The 22,118-nt window shown below is 36.8% G+C and carries 17 protein-coding genes; 15 read left to right on the top strand and 2 right to left on the bottom strand.

Going from position 1 to position 22,118, the window contains the following annotated elements:
- Positions 1–118: 118 nt before the first annotated feature.
- From RUH95_RS03110 to pyrE, 8 genes are read left to right on the top strand one after another with little or no spacing between them, the layout of a single operon-like run.
- Positions 119–997 carry an aspartate carbamoyltransferase catalytic subunit gene (locus RUH95_RS03110; RefSeq protein WP_313891352.1) on the top strand — a complete coding sequence of 293 codons (879 nt, stop codon included), beginning with the start codon at positions 119–121 and terminating at the stop codon, positions 995–997.
- A 1-nt stretch (position 998) separates the two neighbouring features.
- Entirely contained in the window at positions 999–2,279 is a 1,281-nt protein-coding gene (locus tag RUH95_RS03105; RefSeq protein WP_313891351.1) for a dihydroorotase, read from the top strand.
- Positions 2,276–3,376: a carbamoyl phosphate synthase small subunit gene (locus RUH95_RS03100; protein WP_313891350.1), complete on the top strand. Its 1,101-nt coding sequence runs from the start codon at positions 2,276–2,278 to the stop codon at positions 3,374–3,376. Before RUH95_RS03105 ends, RUH95_RS03100 begins: the two co-directional genes overlap by 4 nt.
- Entirely contained in the window at positions 3,369–6,569 is a 3,201-nt protein-coding gene (gene carB, locus RUH95_RS03095; RefSeq protein WP_313891349.1) for a carbamoyl-phosphate synthase large subunit, read from the top strand. The genes RUH95_RS03100 and carB overlap by 8 nt, the downstream gene beginning before the upstream one ends.
- Positions 6,566–7,342, top strand: coding sequence for a dihydroorotate dehydrogenase electron transfer subunit (locus tag RUH95_RS03090; protein WP_313891348.1), 777 nt, complete (start codon positions 6,566–6,568; stop codon positions 7,340–7,342). Before carB ends, RUH95_RS03090 begins: the two co-directional genes overlap by 4 nt.
- A complete protein-coding gene (locus tag RUH95_RS03085) occupies positions 7,339–8,253 on the top strand; it encodes a dihydroorotate dehydrogenase (protein WP_313891347.1) in 915 nt (304 codons plus the stop codon). Before RUH95_RS03090 ends, RUH95_RS03085 begins: the two co-directional genes overlap by 4 nt.
- Complete coding sequence (pyrF, locus tag RUH95_RS03080) at positions 8,250–8,960, top strand: orotidine-5'-phosphate decarboxylase (RefSeq protein WP_313891346.1); 711 nt, start codon at positions 8,250–8,252, stop codon at positions 8,958–8,960. Before RUH95_RS03085 ends, pyrF begins: the two co-directional genes overlap by 4 nt.
- Positions 8,957–9,589, top strand: a complete 633-nt coding sequence (gene pyrE, locus RUH95_RS03075) for an orotate phosphoribosyltransferase (RefSeq protein WP_313891345.1) — start codon at positions 8,957–8,959, stop codon at positions 9,587–9,589. The genes pyrF and pyrE overlap by 4 nt, the downstream gene beginning before the upstream one ends.
- Positions 9,590–9,993: 404 nt before the next feature.
- Here pyrE and RUH95_RS03070 read toward each other — a convergent pair whose 3' ends face one another.
- Positions 9,994–10,422 (bottom strand): MarR family winged helix-turn-helix transcriptional regulator, encoded by a 429-nt coding sequence (locus RUH95_RS03070; RefSeq protein ID WP_313891344.1) that lies wholly within the window; start codon positions 10,420–10,422, stop codon positions 9,994–9,996.
- 123 nt (positions 10,423–10,545) lie between these two features.
- Between RUH95_RS03070 and RUH95_RS03065 the strand changes: the two genes are divergently transcribed.
- A complete protein-coding gene (locus RUH95_RS03065) occupies positions 10,546–11,133 on the top strand; it encodes an NAD(P)H-dependent oxidoreductase (protein ID WP_313891343.1) in 588 nt (195 codons plus the stop codon).
- A 51-nt stretch (positions 11,134–11,184) separates the two neighbouring features.
- On the opposite strand, the gene RUH95_RS03060 is transcribed toward RUH95_RS03065, so the two are convergent.
- Positions 11,185–12,381 (bottom strand): diguanylate cyclase, encoded by a 1,197-nt coding sequence (locus RUH95_RS03060; RefSeq protein ID WP_313891342.1) that lies wholly within the window; start codon positions 12,379–12,381, stop codon positions 11,185–11,187.
- Positions 12,382–12,624: 243 nt separating this feature from the next.
- On the opposite strand from RUH95_RS03060, the gene hprK reads away from it, so the two are divergent.
- From hprK to RUH95_RS03030, 6 genes are all read left to right on the top strand, one after another.
- Positions 12,625–13,560, top strand: a complete 936-nt coding sequence (gene hprK / locus RUH95_RS03055; protein WP_313891341.1) for an HPr(Ser) kinase/phosphatase — start codon at positions 12,625–12,627, stop codon at positions 13,558–13,560.
- Positions 13,561–13,664: 104 nt separating this feature from the next.
- A complete protein-coding gene (locus RUH95_RS03050) occupies positions 13,665–14,207 on the top strand; it encodes a DoxX family protein (RefSeq protein WP_313891340.1) in 543 nt (180 codons plus the stop codon).
- A gap of 131 nt (positions 14,208–14,338) precedes the next feature.
- Positions 14,339–16,042 carry a methyl-accepting chemotaxis protein gene (locus tag RUH95_RS03045; RefSeq protein WP_313891339.1) on the top strand — a complete coding sequence of 568 codons (1,704 nt, stop codon included), beginning with the start codon at positions 14,339–14,341 and terminating at the stop codon, positions 16,040–16,042.
- 141 nt (positions 16,043–16,183) lie between these two features.
- On the top strand, positions 16,184–18,571 hold the full coding sequence (locus tag RUH95_RS03040; RefSeq protein WP_313891338.1) for a bifunctional diguanylate cyclase/phosphodiesterase: 2,388 nt from the start codon (positions 16,184–16,186) through the stop codon (positions 18,569–18,571).
- A 173-nt stretch (positions 18,572–18,744) separates the two neighbouring features.
- Positions 18,745–21,138 (top strand): bifunctional diguanylate cyclase/phosphodiesterase, encoded by a 2,394-nt coding sequence (locus RUH95_RS03035; protein ID WP_313891337.1) that lies wholly within the window; start codon positions 18,745–18,747, stop codon positions 21,136–21,138.
- Positions 21,139–21,276: 138 nt separating this feature from the next.
- The gene (locus tag RUH95_RS03030; RefSeq protein ID WP_313891336.1) at positions 21,277–22,113 is read left to right on the top strand and encodes a D-alanyl-D-alanine carboxypeptidase family protein; all 837 of its coding nucleotides are present in this window, start codon (positions 21,277–21,279) and stop codon (positions 22,111–22,113) included.
- Positions 22,114–22,118 lie beyond the last annotated feature (5 nt).

Genomic DNA, 22,118 nt, shown 5'->3' with positions numbered 1-22,118 from the left:
AAGGTTCGGTTAGATTAGTAGGAGCTATGTAAATAGAATTCCTTTGCTAGTCTGTTCTTAAACGAACCTTCTCGAGACTTTTCGAGAAGGTTTTTTCTATAAAGAAGGAGATGCAAGCATGAAAAATTTAGTATCTATGAAAGATTTGTCTGTAGAACAAATAAGGGCTATTTTAGAACAGGCACAAGCATTTCGCGAAGGTGCGAAATCTACGCTGAAAAATCATTACACAATGGCGAATCTTTTTTTTGAGCCAAGTACTCGTACAAAAATGAGTTTTGAAATGGCAGAGAGAAAATTAGACATGGATGTACTTCCTTTTGAAGCAGGTTTTTCTAGTACGTTAAAAGGTGAAACGCTTTACGATACAGTGAAAGTGCTAGAAGCAATTGGCATAGATGCATTAGTTATAAGACATGAAGAAAATAATTACTTTGAATCACTTGTTGGAAAAGTGAAGCCAGCCATTATTAATGGTGGTGATGGAACAGGAAATCATCCAACACAAAGCCTTCTAGATATTTATACAATTTGGCAAGAGTTTGGAACACTTAAGGATAAAGTAGTAAGCATCGTGGGGGATATTTCGCATAGTAGAGTAGCAAGATCGAATGCGGATGCTCTTACAAGACTCGGAGCAAAAGTACGTTTCGTATGTCCTCCTGAATGGCAAGGAGAATTTGAAGCAGTAAATGATTTTGATGAAGTTATTGCATCGAGCGATGTTATTATGATGTTAAGGGTTCAACACGAAAGGCATGATGGTGCAACTTCTTTTTCAAAAGAGGGGTATCACGAGGCTTTTGGTTTAACAATAGAAAGAGAAAAACGCATGAAAGAAAGTTCTATTATTATGCATCCAGCACCATTCAATAGAGATGTAGAAATAGCAAGTGAGCTAATAGAGTGTGATCGTTCTCGCATTTTTAAACAAATGGAAAATGGTGTTTTTATTCGCATGGCAGTCATTGAGATGATTTTGAAAGGGAGAGAATAACATGACAAAAATTATTCAAAACGTTCAAATGGTAAATAAAGATGGAGCTTTAGAAAAGACTTCTATCGTCATTCAAGATGGCAAAATTGCAAAAATCGGCGCAAAAGCAACAGCTAAAAATGCACAAGTAATTGATGGTAAAGGAATGTTAGTTTCAGCTGGTTTCATCGATGTACATGTACACTTACGCGAACCGGGTGGTGAACATAAAGAAACGATTGAAACAGGAACAAAAGCTGCTGCAAAAGGTGGCTACACGACAATTTGTGCAATGCCTAATACGAGACCAGTTCCAGATACGGCAGAAAACTTCTCCCATGTATTAGATTTAGTTGAAAAAAATGCACTTGTTCGTGTCTTACCATATGCATCTATTACGATTCGTCAAGCGGGTAAAGAAAGAACAGATATCGAAGCATTAAAAAATCTTGGTGCATTTGCTTTAACGGATGACGGCGTTGGTGTACAAGCAGCTGGAACAATGTTAGAGGCAATGATCGATGCCGCAAAATGGAATATTCCAGTTGTTGCGCATTGTGAAGATAATACTCTTCTTTACGGCGGAGTTATGCATAAAGGAAATAGAAACAAAGAGCTAGGATTAAAAGGAATCACTTCAGTTTCAGAATCAGTACATATTGCACGCGATATTTTACTTGCAGAAGCAGCAGGTGCTCATTATCATGTATGCCACGTGAGCACGAAAGAGTCTGTGCGAGTGATTCGAGACGCAAAAAAAGCAGGAGTGCATGTAACGGCAGAAGTAAGTCCACATCATTTATTGCTATGTGAAGACGATATTCCATCGAATGATGCAAATTGGAAGATGAATCCTCCGTTAAGAGGAAAAGACGATATGCTGGCGCTTCGTGAAGGATTGTTTGACGGCACATTAGATTTTGTTGCAACTGACCATGCCCCGCATACAGAGGAAGAAAAGGCAAATGGTTTTGAATCAGCACCTTTCGGAATTGTCGGATTAGAAACAGCATTTCCTTTACTGTACACACATTTTGTAAAAAATGGTGTGTGGACATTAAAACAACTATTAGATTATTTAACGAATAAACCAGCGGATGTATTCGGATTTGAGTTTGGAAAGTTAGAAGAAGGTGCACCAGCTGATTTAGTACTGATTGACTTAGAAAAAGAACAAGCAATTGATAAAGAAGCATTTTTATCAAAAGGTCAAAATACACCATTCAACGGGTGGGTATGTACTGGTTGGCCACAAGTCACTATATATAACGGAGAAATCGTTTGGCAGGAGGAGAAAGCATGAAAATGAGATATTTAATATTAGAAGATGGTACTGTGTTTAAAGGAAATGCATTCGGAAGTGAAGAAGGAACAATTGGTGAGGTTATCTTTACGACCGGAATGACAGGCTATCAGGAATCTATTTCAGATCCTTCGAACTGTGGTCAAATTTTAACGTTTACGTATCCGATGGTTGGAAATTATGGTATTAACGCAGATGATTTTGAATCGATTGATCTAGCTCTTTCGGGAGTAGTTATAAGAGAGCTTGCGGAACAACCATCTAACTTCAGAAGCAATGGTACATTAAGCGAATTTTTAGAAGCTAAAAAAGTTCCTGGTATTGAAGGAATTGATACGAGAAAGTTAACACGTATTATCCGAGAATACGGTTCTTTAAAAGGGAAATTAACAAATGCTGGTGAAGAAGTAGACGTTGAAAAAATCGTGGCAGAGTTAAAAAATACGGAAATTCCACGTAATGAAGTAGAGCAAGTTTCGACTACTCGTCCTTATCCAAGCCCAGGTCGTGGAAAAAGAGTGGTACTAGTAGATTTCGGAATGAAGCACGGTATTTTAAGAGAACTAAACAAACGTGATTGCGACATTATTGTCGTACCTTACAATACTCCTGCAAAAGAGATTTTAGGAATGTTCCCAGACGGAGTAATGCTATCAAACGGACCTGGAGATCCAACAGATATTCCAGAAGCAGTTGAAATGGTTAAAGAAATTATTGGTCAAGTGCCGACATTCGGAGTATGTCTTGGACATCAACTAATTTCACTTGCAAGTGGTGCAACATCGTTCAAATTGAAATTTGGACATCGTGGTGGAAATCATCCAGTAAAAGATTTAACGACTGGAAGAACAGAGTTAACTTCTCAAAACCATGGTTATGCAATTGATGCTGATTCACTAGCTAACACAGATTTAGAAATTACACATATCGCTTTAAATGATGGCACAATCGAAGGCGTAAAACATAAAAAGTTCCCAGTATTTTCGGTTCAGTTCCATCCAGAAGGGTCATCAGGTCCAGAGGATTCTGTTCACCTATTTGATCAATTTATCGAATTAATGAATGCTGAAAGCAAAAAGGAGAGTTCACATGCCTAAACGTAAAGACATACAAACAATATTAGTAATCGGTTCTGGGCCAATTGTCATTGGACAAGCAGCAGAGTTTGATTACGCTGGTACACAAGCATGTATTTCATTAAGAGAAGAAGGCTATCGTGTAATCCTTGTTAACTCAAACCCTGCCACTATTATGACGGATACTGAAATAGCAGATAAAGTTTATATTGAACCACTTACATTACCGTTTGTAAGTAAAATTATTCGTAAAGAACGCCCAGACGCAATTTTACCAACATTAGGTGGACAAACTGGTTTGAATATGGCCATTTCTCTTGATGAGTCAGGAATTTTAGATGAATTAGGAATCGAAATTTTAGGTACAAAGCTAGAAGCAATTCATAAAGCAGAAGACCGTGATTTATTCCGAACGTTAATGAATGAATTAGGAGAACCAGTTCCAGAAAGTGACATCATTCATAATCTAGATGAAGCGAAAGCATTTGTTGCAAGAATCGGTTACCCAGTAATTGTTCGTCCAGCATTTACACTTGGTGGTACAGGTGGCGGTATTTGTCATAATGACGCAGACTTACAAGAAATAGTCACAAGTGGATTAAAATATAGCCCAGTAACACAATGTTTACTTGAAAAATCAATTGCAGGATTTAAAGAAATTGAATATGAAGTAATGCGTGACTCGGCTGATAATGCAATCGTTGTTTGTAATATGGAAAACGTGGATGCAGTTGGAATTCATACAGGAGATTCCATCGTAGTTGCACCAACGCAAACATTATCTGACCGTGAAAACCAAATGCTTCGTAACGTATCATTGAAAATTATTCGTGCATTGAAAATTGAAGGTGGATGTAATGTTCAGCTTGCGCTTGATCCACACAGCTTCAATTACTATATTATCGAAGTAAACCCACGAGTAAGTCGTTCGTCTGCACTTGCATCAAAAGCAACTGGTTATCCAATTGCAAAGCTTGCTGCAAAAATTGCAGTAGGTCTTACACTGGATGAAATGATGAACCCTGTTACTGAAAAAACATATGCTTGTTTTGAGCCAGCATTAGATTACATTGTTGCGAAAATTCCAAGATGGCCATTTGATAAGTTCGAGTCTGCAAAACGTAATCTTGGTACTCAAATGAAAGCAACTGGAGAAGTAATGTCACTTGGACGTACGTTCGAAGAAGCGATTCTTAAATCAGTGCGCTCTCTTGAAACAGGTCATTTCCATATCGAAATGAAAAATAGTGAAACGATTACAGATGAGTGGATGGAAAAACGTATTCGCCGTGCAGGAGATGAGCGCTTATTCTTTATCGGAGAAGCACTTCGTCGAGGGGTTTCAGTAGAAACACTGAATGAGTGGAGCCAAATTGATGTATTTTTCTTGAACAAACTTCAAAATATCGTGAAATATGAAGAAGTAATTCAAGCAAATCCATTTGATACAGAAGTATTATATAAAGCAAAACGTATGGGCTTTGCAGATAAAACAATCGCGAAATATTGGAATGTCAAAGAAATTGACGTATACAATTTCAAAAAAGAAAACGACATCGTACCTGTGTACAAAATGGTTGATACTTGTGCAGGAGAATTTGAATCAGAAACACCTTACTTCTACGGAACGTATGAAGAAGAAAATGAATCAATTCGCACGGACAAAGAAAGTGTTATCGTTTTAGGATCTGGTCCAATTCGAATCGGTCAAGGGGTAGAGTTTGACTATGCAACTGTACACTCTGTATGGGCGATTAAAGAAGCTGGATACGAAGCAATTATTATTAACAATAACCCTGAAACGGTATCTACTGACTTCTCAATCTCAGATAAATTATACTTCGAGCCATTAACGGTAGAAGATGTAATGCATATCGTTGATTTAGAGCAACCAAAAGGAGTAGTCGTACAATTTGGGGGGCAAACAGCGATCAACTTAGCGGAAGCTTTAGAAGAACGCGGCGTTAAAATTCTAGGTACAACACTAGAAGATATTGACCGTGCAGAAAACCGTAACAAATTTGAAGCAGCATTACATGAAATCGAAATTCCCCAACCGCTCGGTAAGACGGCTGTATCAGTTGAAGAAGCTGTCGTTATTGCAAATGAAATTGGGTATCCAGTATTAGTTAGACCATCTTACGTACTTGGTGGACGTGCAATGCAAATCGTTTATAACGAAGAAGAGATTACACATTATATGGAGCACGCAGTAGAAGCTAGCCCGGAAAAACCAGTATTAATTGACCGATACTTAACGGGAACAGAAATCGAAGTAGATGCAATTTGTGATGGAGAAAACGTATTAATCCCGGGAATTATGGAGCATATCGAACGAGCAGGAGTTCACTCTGGTGACTCAATCGCCGTATATCCTCCACAAAAACTGTCACAACAACATGTAGATACATTAGTAGACTACACAACACGATTAGCAAAAGGATTAAAAATTGTTGGGTTGATGAACATTCAATACGTAATTTCAAAAGATGAAGTATATGTAATTGAAGTAAATCCACGTTCAAGTCGTACGGTACCATTCTTGAGTAAAATTACGTCAATCCCAATGGCTAATATTGCGACAAAAGCAATTTTAGGGCAATCAATCGTAGAGCAAGGATATACACCAGGACTTGCTCCAAACCGTCCAGGAGTTTACGTGAAAGTACCAGTATTCAGTTTTGCAAAACTTCGTCGTGTAGACATTACGCTTGGGCCAGAAATGAAATCTACTGGTGAAGTTATGGGGAAAGACATTACATTAGAAAAAGCACTATACAAAGGCTTGGTAGCAGCAGGTATGGAAATAAAAGATCATGGTTCTGTCCTAATGACTATCTCAGACAAAGATAAAGAAGAAGGAACAGAAATTGCGAAACGTTTTAATGCAATTGGCTTCCGTATTATTGCAACTGCTGGAACAGCGGAAGCAATTCAACAAGCTGGAATTCCAGTAGATGTAGTAGACAAAATCGGTGGTTCTGAAGGAACGACAATTTTAGACGTAATTCAAAAAGGTGATGCGCAGTTCATCATTAACACATTAACAAAAGGTATGAAGCCTGAGCGTGATGGCTTCCGCATTCGTAGAGAAGCAGTTGAAAATGGTATTCCATGCTTAACTTCATTAGATACTGCTGAAGCAATGTTGCGTGTAATTGAATCTATGACATTTTCTACAGAAACGATGAAACATGAGGAGGTTCGAGCATGATTAGACAAGGACAAATGCAAGTCGTGAAACAAAAACAAATTGCGACGAACATTTTTGAACTTACATTAATTGGACAGCATGTGCTGGATATGAATGAACCCGGTCAATTCGTCCACTTACGTGTGTCTGATCAGTTTGACCCTTTACTTAGAAGACCAATAAGTATTTCTTCTATAGATAAAGATACATTACAATTTACAATGATTTACCGTGCAGAAGGAAGAGGCACAACGCTTCTTTCTGAAAAAAAACAAGGGGACCAAGTAGATGTACTTGGACCTCTTGGAAACGGTTTTCCAATCGATAAAGTACAAGCTGGTCAAAAGGCATTATTAGTCGGTGGAGGAATTGGTGTTCCACCTTTGTATGAGCTTTCGAAAAGACTTGTTGAAAAAGGTGTACAACCAATTCACGTACTTGGATTTCAATCAAAAGACGTTGTTTTTTATGAAAAACATTTCCAAGAGCTTGGAGAAACGCATATCGTAACTGTGGACGGTAGCCACGGACATAAAGGCTTTGTTACGAACGTATTAGAAACATTAGAAGAAGATTTTGCCGTTTACTATAGCTGTGGCCCAACGCCAATGCTTTCCGCTTTAGAGAAAATGTATCCGCATAAAGAAGGTTACTTGTCTTTTGAACAACGTATGGGCTGTGGAATCGGGGCATGCTTTGCATGTGTTTGTGAAACAACAGAAAAAACAGAAGCTGATTATGTGAAAGTTTGTTCAGATGGTCCAGTGTTCCAGTCAGGAGTTGTTCGAGTATGAATAGATTAGCAGTTGTATTACCAGGCCTTTCATTGAAAAATCCAATCATGCCGGCTTCCGGTTGCTTCGGATTTGGGAAAGAATATGCAAAACTATATGACCTATCTAAACTTGGCGCAATAATGATTAAAGCAACTACTCTGGAAACGCGACTAGGAAATCCGACACCACGTGTAGCGGAAACACCTGCAGGTATGCTAAATGCGATTGGTTTGCAAAATCCAGGTTTAACAAAAGTAATGGAAAATGAGCTTCCTTGGTTAGCGCAATACGATGTGCCAATCATCGCAAATGTTGCCGGAACTTTAACAGAAGATTATGTTGCAGTAGCAGAGGCGATTTCGAAAGCATCTAATGTACATGCCCTAGAGTTAAATATTTCTTGTCCAAATGTAAAACAAGGCGGTATTACTTTCGGAACAGATCCAAGAGTCGCAGAAGAATTAACGAGAGCAGTAAAAGAAGTGTCCTCTGTTCCTGTCTATGTGAAGCTTTCTCCAAACGTTACAAATGTAGGAGAAATCGCAAAAGCAGTAGAAGCTGGCGGAGCAGACGGTATTACAATGATAAATACATTGCTTGGCATTCGATTAGACACGAAAACAGGGAAGCCAGTCATCGCAAACGTAACAGGGGGACTGTCAGGTCCAGCTATTAAACCAGTTGCTTTGCGCATGGTTTACGAAGTTGCGAAGCAGGTATCTATTCCGATTATTGGAATGGGTGGAATTTCAACGATTGATGATGTTATTGACTTTTTATCTGCGGGTGCTAGTGCAGTTGCAGTAGGAACAGCAAACTTTGTAGATCCATTTGTTTGCCCGAATTTAATCGAGCAACTTCCAGAAAAATTAGATGAATTAGGCTTTGAAACAGTATCTGAATTAGTTGGAAGGAGTCATCGACTATGAAAAACAGCCCAATTATTGCATTAGACTTTGCTTCAGCAGAAGATGCATACAGCTTTTTATCTCCTTTCGATCAATCACTTTTTGTCAAAGTGGGAATGGAACTATATTTACAAGAAGGTCCGTCAATCGTTTATAAATTGAAGGAAATGGGTCATGATGTGTTTCTTGATTTGAAGCTTCATGATATTCCAAATACAGTAGGACAAGCGATGAAAGGACTAGCTCGACTTGGAGCAGACTTAGTAAATGTCCATGCTGCTGGTGGAGAAGCAATGATGATCGCAGCGCGTGAAGGACTAGAAGCAGGAACAACTGCTGGCAATAAAAGACCTTCAATCATCGGAGTAACACAGCTAACTTCTACTTCAGAAAAACAAATGCAAGAAGAGCAACTGATCAAAACATCGATTGATGAATCAGTTGTTCACTATGCAAAACTATCAAAAACAGCAGCATTAGACGGTGTAGTTTGCTCTGTTCTAGAAGCAAAAGCAATCGCAGAAGCTTGTGGACAAGACTTTTTACGTGTAACACCAGGTATTCGATTGGCAGAAGGGTCTGCACATGATCAAATTCGTGTTGCAACTCCAGCAAATGCAAGACTTCTTGGTTCATCTCATATCGTTGTTGGTCGTGCTATTACAAAGGCAGAAAAACCGGTAGAGGCATATAATACTATTTTGAAAATGTGGGAGGAATACGCATGACATTAGAAAATACAATCGCCAAAGCATTACTTCAAGTAGGTGCAGTAGAATTAAAGCCGAATGATCCATTCACTTGGGCTTCAGGTATTAAATCACCGATTTACTGTGATAACCGTATTACAATGTCGTCTCCTGCAATTCGCAAAGAAATTGCAAAAGGCTTAGCAGAAGCAATCGACAAAAAATTCCCAGGAACAGAAGTTGTAGCTGGTACTGCAACAGCGGGAATACCCCATGCTGCGTGGGTGAGTGATTTATTAGACCTTCCGATGCTGTATGTTCGTTCAAAACCGAAAGAACATGGGACAGGTAGCCAAATCGAAGGTAAAATTGTAGCTGGGCAAAAAGTAGTTGTTATTGAGGATCTAATTTCAACTGGTGGTAGTAGTCTAGTAGCTGTAGAAGCATTGAAAAAAGAAGGCTTTGAAGTACTAGGAGTAGTATCTATTTTTACATATGGTCTACCAAGAGCAGAAGAGGCATTCAAAGAAGCAGGCATTTCATTTGTTAGCTTAACAAATTATGATGCATTAACAAATGCAGCAAAAGAAGCAGGCTCGATTGCAGAAGCAGATCTTCCAATGCTTTCTAAATGGCATAGCGATTTGAAGCAAGGATTATTGAAATAATTGAACGTACACAGAGTTGCCATGGCAGCTCTGTTTTTTTGTTTGAAGAAAAAATATATGAATTAATAAAGTGGACTTCATTCCAAGCGGACGAGTTCGGCGGGCACGGCTTCAATCTCCTCGTCGCAAAAACATGTGCTCCTGAGGGGCTTTTAGTTCGCGCTTTTACCTGACAGAGTCGCCGCTTTCCACTTCATCCAGCTAGTTTTAAAGAATGTACTCATGTTCATTTTATGTATCGACAGGTCGCATCTTTTGAGAAAGATAGAATAAATAGTCGAACACTACTTGCTTGTTCTATTTCCAAAAGCAATACTATACTTGGTGTGGAAGTTTCCAGCGTACTCTAAAATCTTTTCCGTTCATCGTATAAATCAATGTGAAGCGAAGGGCGAGCCGGAAACTTAATAAAATAATTTTGTCTGAAGTAAATCTAAGGCACGATCAATAGCTTCTAGATCTTCCTTGGAGGCGTGCTGTATTCGATTGAGAAAACGTAATTCTACGGCTGCAAAAGCCTCATTCATCATAATCTCGCCTTCTTTCGAAAGTCGAATATATTGTTTTCTGCGATCTTCCGTATCAGTTAGTTTTTCGATTAATTTTTTCTCACTTAGTTTCTTTAACTCACGGCTTGTATTTGGCATAGAAATGCTTTGACATTCGCTAATTTCACTAGGGCTAACAGGTTGACTAACAGTTATATACTCGAGAATTTTATATTGAACTGGCGTAATCGCATCTGATTTGACGTTCTGTGTTAATTCTTGTGTCACACGATGAGAAGAAGTTAATAACGCTATACATTTATTAAAAAGATCTTTATTGTCCATAATTCTGCCCCCCTTTTTCTTAACATATCAAAAGTGTTATCAAAAAACAATTATCATTTGACAACTAAAAGTGTGTGGTGGTAGTATTTAGTTATCAAATGATAAGTAAAAGGGGTTCGATGTATGAAAACGTTAGTTGTTTACACATATCCAAATCATAAAAGCTTGAATTATGCATTTTTACAAAAAGTAATTGCAGGAAGCAATGAAAATCCACATATAAAGGAATTACAAGTAGTAGATTTATATGCAGAAGCTTTTGATCCTCTTCTTGTATTTAATGAGCATAAACGAAGACGAGATATGCATAGAGACCCTGTATTGGAAAAATATCGAAAGCAAATTACTTGGGCTGATAAAATTGTTTTTGTTTATCCGATTTGGTGGGGAAGACCACCTGCAATGCTTATGGGATATATTGATCAATTATTTTCGTCGAATTTTGCTTACAAGGATAAGAAGGGCTTGCTTCCAGACGGTCTATTAAAAGGGAAGACGGTTGTATGTGTTTCTACCATGAAAGGACCAACTAATTATTTGCTTCTTTGGTTAAATAACGCACACAAAATGTTAATGAAAAGGGCTTTGTTTAGTTTTGTAGGAATTAAGAAGGTAAAATTTTTTGAATTTGGAAACATGGAAAATGTAAATGGAAAGCAAACGGAAAAGTTAGAGAAAGTTTATCGCTATTTCAAAAAAGTAGCAAGCTAATATTTATAAAAGAAAGAACGCTCACCCGTTGAATGGTGAGTGTTCTTTCTTTTAAGAATAAGCATTGACGAAGTTATTTCGATTACTGTTTTTAACTTGATACAGTGCAGCGTCTGCATTTAAAATCATACTATCTATATCATCTGTAGAAGTACAAGTTTTTGTACTCGTACCAATACTAATTGTTAAGAAGTTAGATATTGTGGAATTTTTGTGAGGGATTGCAAGTTTTTCGATTTCTGTTTGAATATAGCGACATAAATCTTGTACACTAGTAGCATTTTCTGTCTCACAGACTGCGATAAACTCCTCCCCTCCCCAGCGTGCAACAATACAACCAGACTTATGTGCATTCGTAGCTAAAGTTTGTGCAATTGTCTGCAGTGCTTTATCTCCTATTTTATGACCATAACAATCATTGTATTGCTTGAAAAAATCAACGTCTATCATCATAAGTGTAAGCTGTAGCGGCTGTCCATTTGCTTGATCAAATAATTGAGCTAAATCTTTTTTATAGCCACGGCGATTGTATAATTGAGTTAGTTCATCATAATAGACTTCTTTATCAAGCTGTTCGTTTAGTATTAATAGATGGTCTCGTAATTTTGCATTTTGTTCATTTTCTTGCATTAGATGTAAAGTTGTCATGTATGATTTATAATACATCTTGTTTATAATATGAGATAAAATGAACGTAGTGGATATAATCATCCCAATGTGAAAAAGTTGAATGTATAATACTTTTTCATCTTGCTGAACAAATGGTAGTCCAATTATTAAAATAGTTGTAGTAAGCAGCGTTGGAAAAATGATTTGCTTTTTATCCGTAAAAAAAAGAAACGCACAAAATAGACAACAAAACGTGAAAATAATTAAATGATAGAAAATTGTTTGGTTCATTAATGTCATAACAGTTCCCCAAAGCATGGTAACGAGGATATACACAGAAATAGCACGTTCCCATTTAATTAGTTGTTCTTTGCTAAATGAACTAACTTTTAATGCTTGTTTAAAAGCAAAATAATAGCCAATGTTAAAAAAGAAGTAAACTCCGTAAATAACGAGGCATTGCAGTAATTTTTCGACTATTAGTCTAGGGAATAAAGTAGTGCCTGCTACCATTATTAAACTGAGTAAAATTATTACCATGAAAATTTGTGATAAATACATACCACGTTTTATATTATGCAAGAGTCGATCTTTCCGAAATGAAAAGTCACGCTCTATTATGTGTTCATTTGTAAACAATTTAGTCACCCTTCATATTACGTAATCCATTGGAACTAATTATATATTCCTATAATAAAAAATACAATCAATATGATTATATTAGTAAAACAAATGATTAATAACGCTTTAAACTGTTGGTATTGAATCATCTTAGGTATATGGTCTGTATATGTAATTATAGTAATTATAGGTATTTTATATATGGGTAATTTGCGGTTCATTTGAACTAACTAAAGTCATTAGGAAGAGAGAGATTATAATATGAAAATTATTACAGTGAATAATATTGTAGAAAGATTCACGTTTGATGTATTAACAGGGAGTGATCATTTATATCGAGTATTAAAAAAATCGAAAGTTCGTCGCCCTGGATTAGAATTTATGGATAAATTTGATTTTATAGCAAACGAACATGTACAAATATTAGGGAAAAATGAAATAAATTATTTACACACTTTAAGCGACGAAGAATGTAAACTTCGAATTGGCAATATTGTTCAATATGATCCACCGTGTATTATCATTACGTCTAATCAGCCAGAGCCTCTTGGGCTTATTCAATATTGTGTGGAAGAAAAGATTCCCGTTTTGCGCACGCGTGATTCGACGAGTGAAATAAGTGCGAAGCTGGATGCATATGCGATAAAAGCAATGGCCCAGGAAATCGCTATTCACGGTGTGTGTGTAAATGTGTCTGGAATTGGCATACTGCTACGCGGGAAATCCGGTGTTGGGAAAAGTGAAACGGCACATACATTAATAGGGCGAGGTCATCGTCTAGTAGCAGATGATATTGTTGTGTTGAAAAAGCTAAGCCCGCAAACGCTTCTCGGATCACATAATGAAAAAAACAAAGAGTTTCTTGCACTGCGAAGTATCGGTTTAATGAATGTTGTGCGTTTATATGGAAGGGCTGCTTTTCAAGAAGAAACGCGTATTGCACTTGATATTGAATTGACGAAATGGGAGCATAATGCATTAAATAATGAGTTAGAGCTAGAAAGTAAGTTTACCGAATATATGGGGGTGCAAATCCCACATATTCAAATTCAATTACAGCCAGGTCGAGATGTTGCTGGTTTAATCGAAGCTGCCGCAAATAATTGGTATTTAAAGCAACAAGGGTATAGTGCTGCAGAAGAATTCGTTAAACGACTCGAGCAGGATTTTCAAACGGATGAAGATAATGGGAAGTGACGATGAATAAGAACGAGTTTCCTAGGAAATTTGTAATATAGTAAATAATTAGGTAGAAAATTGTCATAGTTGGATATATAATGTGGTTAAAAGGAGTGTTTAAGATGAATAGTAAAAATAATATTTTTATTCCTGAAAACCCAGTTTCAAGCTTTTTGTTTAGTAATACTCGTTCTGCAATTATTTGGTTATTTATTCGTGTGTATGTTGGATATTCTTGGCTTACAGCTGGATGGGGAAAAGTACAAAGTGATGCATGGACAGGAGATAATGCTGGAGCAGCTCTCGAAGGTTTTGTAAAAGGGGCTCTTGCAAAATCGCAAGACACAGCAGATGTAGCTGGATGGTACGCTACTTTTTTGGAAAATAATGTGCTTCCAAATGCGAAGTTATTTTCTTTCGTCGTTGCGTATGGCGAAATTTTAGTAGGATTAGGTCTCATTTTTGGTTTATTGACAGGAATCGCCGCTTTTTTCGGTGCATTTATGAATGTCAGTTTCTTATTTGCTGGAACACTTAGTACAAACCCAATTTTATTTATTTTAGCAACTTGGTTAGTACTAGCTTGGAAAGTTGCTGGATGGTACGGACTCGACCGATGGGCACTTCCATTATTAGGAACTCCTTGGCATAGAAAGAAAGAGTAATATAGAGAGCACTAAGTCTTAGTATAAACTATAGATTTAGTGCTTTTTTTGTCGAAATTTCAATATATGTAGGTGAAAAGATGTTATGATGAACTTATACTAATATTTTATATGAAGAGGGGAAGATGAGTTTGCGGAATTTTAAAATAGGTAGAAAAATGTTTACATTAATAACTGTTTCAATTGCTATTTTTCTAATTATAGGCGGAACAGGGTTTTATTTCATGAATAAAATGAAGGAAAACTCGGAACAAATGTATCAAGATGCATTATTACCTTTAAAATGGCAAGCTCAAATCCGAACGAATAACCGTACAATTGATGGATTTACATTGGAAATGTTATTAGCAACTAATACTACGGAGATACAAGCGTTAGAAAAACAAGTTAATGAGCGAATAGAAGAAACAAAAGGGTTGGTAGTTAGTTTAGAAGATAGTTTGTTGTCAGATGAAGAAAAAGAGAGAATAAATCAATTTAAAAAAGACTACACATCTTATGTGGAAGAATTACGAAGTGTTATAGCACTTGCAATGGCGGGAAATAGTGATTTAGGGTATACGAAATATCAGGAAGTGCTTAAAGTGAAGCTAGAAACTTCTAATGCATTGCTACAGCAAATCGGAGTGTACCTAGAGACGTATGCTGATGATTTAGATAATAGTATTACAAGTAGTGTTAAAACTAGTAATCTCATTGTTTTGGTCGTTATTGGACTTGCTTTAGTCTTAAAGATTTCAATGGGAATTGGCATTACACGTATGATTACAAATCCTTTAAAAGGAATCCAAGAGCTAATGGTACGAGCTGAAAATGGTGATTTAACGGTTGAAGGAACATACCGTTCAAAAGATGAAATCGGTATTTTAACAACATCTTTCAATAGTATGCTAGCGAGAATGCGAGAATTAATGCAGCGTGTAAATAATACGTCTGAACAAGTAGCTGCCTCTTCAGAAGAATTGACAGCAAGTGCAGAAGAATCGAAGAAGGCAAGTGGAGAAATTGCAAATACGATTCAAGACGTAGCACATGGAGCAGAGCGTCAAGTAGAAGGAACAAGAGAGAGTAAAAGAATTGTAGAAGAAATGGCGACAAGCATTCGTTTAATCGCTTCGAATACACATGAAATTTCTGGAAATGCAATTGAAACGTCTCATAAGGCATTAGAAGGAAATGAAGCTATTCAAACTACGATCCAACAAATGAGCTCGATTAATGTGACAGTTTCACAACTATCAAAAGTGGTAGAAGGATTAGGTGCACAATCTCGAGACATTGGTAATATTATCGAAGAAATTACAAATATTGCAACGCAAACAAACCTATTAGCACTAAATGCGGCGATTGAGTCTGCAAGAGCAGGAGAGCATGGAAAAGGGTTTGCAGTTGTTGCAGATGAGGTTCGAAAATTAGCGGAACAATCAGCTGGATCCGCTCAACGAATTGCGGAAATGATTGCTTTAATTCAAAATGAAACGCAAGTAGCTGTACAGTCAATGGAACAAACAACAAGTGAAGTAACGAGTGGAATTGAAATAGTGAACAAAGCCAGCGAATCATTTGCTCAAATTCGTATTTCAGTAGACGGTGTTGCAAGCCAGTTACAAGGGGTTTCTGCCGCAGCTCAACAAATTACAGTTGGAGTTAACCAAGTGCTAGAGTCAGAAGAAATGCTAGCAGGGATAGCAGAAGAAGCAGCATATGGTACACAGAATGTTGCAGCATCTACGGAAGAACAATTGGCATCTATGGAAGAAGTGGCAGCAGCAGCAGAATCTTTAGCGAATCTTGCCGAAGATTTACAAAACCAAATTGAATTTTTCAAAGTGTAAACACTTTGTTTGTTTTGAACAAAACAAAAGAGGAAGTCAACTGTATTTTGCATATGGTTGACTTTCTTTTATATCGTTATTTTCTGATAATAGTAAATTTTTTCGTGTTTTTGTCGAATAAAAAAGAGGGGAGGGAAGTCAATGAAGGGGCATTGGTTACATAAATTTAAAATAGGGATTAATGGTAAAGTTGTTATTTCAATGTTTCTTGTAGTGTTGTCTACTATGTTGATGATTGCTTTCTACTCCTATTCTATGACAAAAAATATATTAATTGAACAAGCCGAACGAGAGCTTTCTGTAAAAAATGAGAATGTAAAGACAACTGTTTCCTCTACATTTAAGCAAAAAGGAGAAATTGTTCATCAGCTTGCATCCATTCCGGTAATTGAAAGCTTTATGCTTGCTAATGAAAAAAGAGAAAATGTTCGAGCTAATGAGGATTATGATTGGATTCAAACAGCGTTGAATAATGCGAAGGACAATAATGAAAACGTTCAATTGGTTTGGTTAGCTAATGTAGAAAATAGTTATTTTGTTGCAGACCATGATTTTGTATCGGATGAGTTATATGATATCCGAGAACGTTCTTGGTATAAAAAAGCATTAAAAAGTGACATTCCTTCATTTTCGCCACCTTATATTGACTATGCTTCAAATCAATTGACGATTAGTATAACGCAACCGGTCATCGTAGAGAATAAGAAATTAGGCTATTTAGGTGTGGATATTCACTTAGATAATCTTACAGAATTGTTAAAACCATTCGAAACGGATGGACAAAAGTTGATTTTAGTTTCGAATCAAGGAGATATTCTATATGACCCAGAAAATATGTGGACAGCATTTCAAAATGCTTCGCTAAAAGAAAAGGAAGTATGGAAGCTTCGAAAAGATAAGAGAACTTATTATGCCTCTGTTAGGCAATTAGATAACCTCGGTTGGAAAATAGGTGTGTATGTACCGGAAGAAGTAGTTACAGCCCCACTTGCTGATTTTGAAAAATCAACACGTGTGTCTTGGTTAATTGCTATCATTGTATTACTGACAGCTCTATCACTAGTCTTGCATTATTTATTGAAAGATATTCCTTTCATAGTCCGTCAAATAAATAAAATAAAGCATGGAGATCTTAGTGTGGAAATTGGTATTAATCGGAAAGATGAAGTCGGTGAAATTGCTCAGGCTGTTGAACAGATGGCTATGCAAATAAAAAATCAAATGGATGAATTGAATTATCAAGCAAAACATGACACATTGACTAGTTTAGCGAATCGTAATTCATTAGAAAAAACATTACAAAAATGGATGGAAGAAATAAATGTCGCTAATGAAATTATGACCGTTATCTTCCTAGATTTGGACCAATTTAAGCATGTGAATGATTCAAAAGGGCATGCATATGGGGATAAATTACTCATTCAAGTTGGTGAGCGGATCAATGACCAACGACCAAAAGATAGTTTTTTTGGTCGCTTCGGTGGCGATGAATTTATTTTAATCATTCGTTCTAAAAAAGAAGCATTACATGAAGTTCATTCATCTATAGAGCAAATTCACGAATCATTTTTAAATCCATTCTTATTATTTGAGGAGCAAGTTTATATAACAACTTCGATCGGTGTTTCTGTCTATCCTATTGATGCACAAACGAAAGACGAATTGCTTATACATGCGGATACTGCCCTGTATCAAGCAAAAGAAAAAGGGCGTAATTGCATTGCTTTCTTTACTAATGAAATGAAAGAGCAGATTGAAAAGGTACTAAAATTAAAAGGCGGTATGCGAAAAGCACTTTTGAATGAAGAGTTTTTCCTTCATTTTCAGCCACAGCTGGATATGAACAGTGGGGAAGTAGAGGGAGTAGAGGCATTAATCAGGTGGAAACATCCTGAGCTAGGGATGATTTCTCCAGCGGACTTCATTCCTTTATCGGAGAGTACCGGCCAAATTATTGCCATTGGCGATTGGGTTATTGATGCTAGTTTGCAGCTAGCGAAACGCATTGCAAACGAAAAGCTAAATATTAAACATATAGCCATTAATGTAAGTTCTCTTCAATTACGTGAAGTTGATTTTGTTGAAAAGCTCCAAAGGAAAATTACTTCCTACGATGTGGAAGCTTCCTTGCTGGAAATTGAAATAACAGAATCTGTTATTATGGATCATCAAGAGGAAACGATCGAAAAACTACTTGCATTAAAAAAAATGGGCATCAAAATTGCGTTGGATGACTTTGGTACAGGTTATTCCTCTTTGAATTATTTGCGCTTAATGCCGATTGATCGTGTCAAAGTCGATCGCTCTTTCATCCAACAAATAGAAAATGACAAAATCGTACAAGGTATCTTGAAAACAATTGTTACATTAGGGCATAGCCTCGGATTCCAAATTGTTGCAGAAGGTGTCGAAGAAGAAGCGCAACTTCAAATCCTTCGAGAAATGAATGTCGATAGCGTACAAGGCTATTACTATAGTAGACCGTTGGATGAGAAAGCGTTGGTAGAGTTTGTAAAACGTTCTTTGTGACATGCACCATTCTAACCAAAAAGATGCTTTTCCTGTACCCGGGGGAAGCATCTTTTTTATCAAGATGTGACAGAAAAGAATATTTTTTGGAAAACTTGTCGGAAAAAGAGGAAAAAGGTCAATGTGATGAGAATATAAGTAGAGAGACTATTATAGAGGACTGAGGAGAGACTATGAGAAGCCACCGCCTACAAAAGATGAAAATCGGTATAAATGGAAAAGTCGTCGTAGCGATGTTTCTCGTAGTCTTAACGATTATGTTAATGATTGCTTTTTACTCTCATTCCTTGACAAAAAATATATTACTCGATCAAGTCGAGCAAAAATTAACTTTAAAAAATGAAAAAGTAAGAAATGCGGTTGCTTCCGTTTTCGAGCAAAAAGGAGAGATTATTCGTCAGTTTTCATCTATTCCAGTAATCCAAAGCTTTATGTCCAAAAATGTAACAAGAGAAAACGTCCACTCAGATAAAGACTATGAATGGGTTCAACAAGCATTAATGCATATAAAGAAAAATAATGAAGACGTTCAAACGATTTGGCTTGCCCATGAAAAAAACAGTTATTTCATTGCAAATAATGATTATATTTCGGATAATTCCTATCATATCCAAGGTCGTCTTTGGTATAAGCAAGCGCAAGAGTCCAAAACAGAAGGACTTTTATTTTCCTCTCTCTACACAGACTACATAACGAAAGAAATGACAGTAAGTGTTTCCCATCCAGTCATAGTAGATGAGAAAAGACTAGGCTATTTAGGAATGTATCTTCACATAGAAAATATAGGAAATCTTTTAAAACCTTTCGAAACAAATGGCCAAAAGTTAATTTTAGTTTCAGATAAAGGGGATAGTTTATACGATTCAGAGAACATGTGGAAAAACTTTCAAGGGATAAATCTAGAGAATACGGAAGTATTCAAGGTGAATAAAGATAAAGTAACGTACTATGCCTCTATCCGACAATTAGATGAACTAGGCTGGAAAATTGTAACGTATATCCCGGAAGAGGTTGTTTTAAAGCCCCTGACAATATATGAAAAATCAATTCAAGTAACCTGGTTTATTGCGATTGTTGTTTTATTGTCCATTTTATCATTTGTGTTGCATTATTTATTGAAAGATATTCCGTTTATTGTCCGTCAAATAAATAAGATAAAACATGGAAATCTCGATGTGAAAATTGGTATTGATCGCAAAGATGAAGTTGGGAAAATTGCACGAGCAGTTGAGCAAATGGCGCAGCAAATAAAAAATCAAATAGAAGAACTTGATTTTCAAGCAAGTCATGATTCCCTAACGGGATTGGCAAATCGTAATTCGCTTGAAAAGATGCTTGAAAAATGGATTAGTGAAATGGATGTTATCGAAGAATTAATGGCAGTCATCTTTTTCGATTTGGATCAATTTAAGCATGTAAATGATTCGAAGGGGCATGCATTTGGAGACCAATTGCTTATTGAAGTTGGTAGACGAATGGGTGAATTGTTGCCAAAGAATAGTTTTTTTGCCCGTTTTGGTGGCGACGAGTTTGTTATGATCATTCGTGCACGTAAAGAAGAGTTACATTTTATCCATGCCTCCTTACAACAAATTTACGAATCATTCGCAAGTCCATATATATTATTTGAGGAGCAGCTCTTTATTACTAGTTCTATTGGTGTGTCCATTTATCCGACGGATGCACAAACAAAAGAAGATTTACTTATAAATGCAGATACAGCACTATATCAGGCAAAAGAAAATGGACGCAATTGCATTTCTTTCTTTAATAATGAAATGAAAAAGCATATGGAAAAAGAGCTAAAAATGAAAGATGGTATCCGAAAAGCACTTTCGAATAATGAATTTTCCCTTCATTATCAGCCGCAGTTGGATGTGAAAAGCGGGAAGATGACAAGTGCAGAGGCTCTAATTAGGTGGAATCACCCTGAACTAGGGATGATTTCTCCAGAAGACTTTATATCTCTATCAGAATGCACCGGTCAAATTATTGCCATTGGAGACTGGGTTATCGACGCTTGCTTGCAACTAGCAAAACGCATTACGAATGAAAATTTAAACATGCAATATGTTGCGATGAATGTTAGCTCGCTTCAATTACGTGAAGCAGATTTTGTAGAGAAGCTACAACAGAAAATAGCATTCTATGAAGTTGATCCTTCATTGCTTGAAATGGAAATAACAGAATCTGTTATTATAGATCATCAAGAAGAAACAATAGAAAAACTGATCGTACTAAAAAACATGGGTATTCGAATAGCTTTAGATGACTTCGGCACAGGCTATTCCTCTTTGAATTACTTGCGTTTGATGCCAATCGACCGTGTCAAGGTCGATCGTTCTTTCATCCAGCAAATAGAAAATGATAAAATCGTACAAGCCATCTTGAAAACAATCATTACATTAGGACATAGCCTCGGATTCCAAATCGTTGCAGAAGGCGTCGAAGAAGAAGCACAACTCCAAATCCTTCAAGAAATGAATGTCGATAGCATACAAGGCTATTATTTCAGCCGACCTTTGGTAGAGGAAGCTTTGTTGGAGTTTGTAGAGAAATCGGTCTAATCGGATGGTTCAGTTGGAAAAAAATTTTAGCAGGTTGAACGAAATACGAAACTCGGTTAACATTATTAATTAGATTGAATCTTCTGATGTCAAAAGAAGAACTCTCTTACATTAGAACTTTGCTTAGGAGAATTATAAATGAACAAAATGGTCTTAAAGATAATAATGAGCATTGGAATGGTGCTATTTGTATTAGCCCCAACTACAGAAGCGGCTTCGGTTACTTACTTTACTACGACGGACGTAAACGTACGTGCTACAGCAGGGGCAAATGGAAAGGTTCTAACTATCGCTAAAAAAGGATCCACGATAACAATTAGCAAAACGAAAAAGGTTGGCAACTCCACATGGGGTTACGGAACTATCAATAAAAAAACTGGTTGGATGTCGATGGCCTATCTAAGACAAGGACAACCAGTTGAGGAAGTCAAACCGACATATATAAATGGCGTACTTATTGTAAACAAAGAGTACCACCTTCCATCTACATATGCTCCTGGAGAAAATGCCGAAGCTCGAAGTGAATTTGAGAAGATGGAAAAAAAGGCGAAAGTAGAAGGGTATAATCTAACCGCTTTTAGTACGTATCGTTCTTATAGTTATCAAAAAGGTCTCTTTGATCGATATGTAAAAAATAATGGTGCGAAGGAAGCGAGCAGATTTAGTGCAAAAGCTGGTCAATCCGAGCATCAAACTGGATTAGCGTTTGATGTTGGAGAAAAAGGGAAAGAAAAGCAGTGGGTTAGTCAAAACTTTGGTAAGACACCAGCGGGAACTTGGATAGCTCAAAATGCTCATCACTTTGGATTTATCGTTCGATATCCAGAAGGAAAAGAACATATTACAGGCTATATGTACGAACCATGGCATTTGCGCTATTTAGGAAAAGATATCGCAACAGAAGTTTATACAAGCGGGCAAACATTAGAAGAATATTTGGAGATTTATAAAACAGATGTCGAGAATAGCAAATAAAAAAA

This window comes from Psychrobacillus sp. (assembly GCF_032154225.1).
Taxonomy (GTDB): domain Bacteria; phylum Bacillota; class Bacilli; order Bacillales_A; family Planococcaceae; genus Psychrobacillus.
The sequence above is the reverse complement of the archived record's forward strand: the minus strand, read 5'-3'. Positions and strand labels throughout refer to the sequence as shown.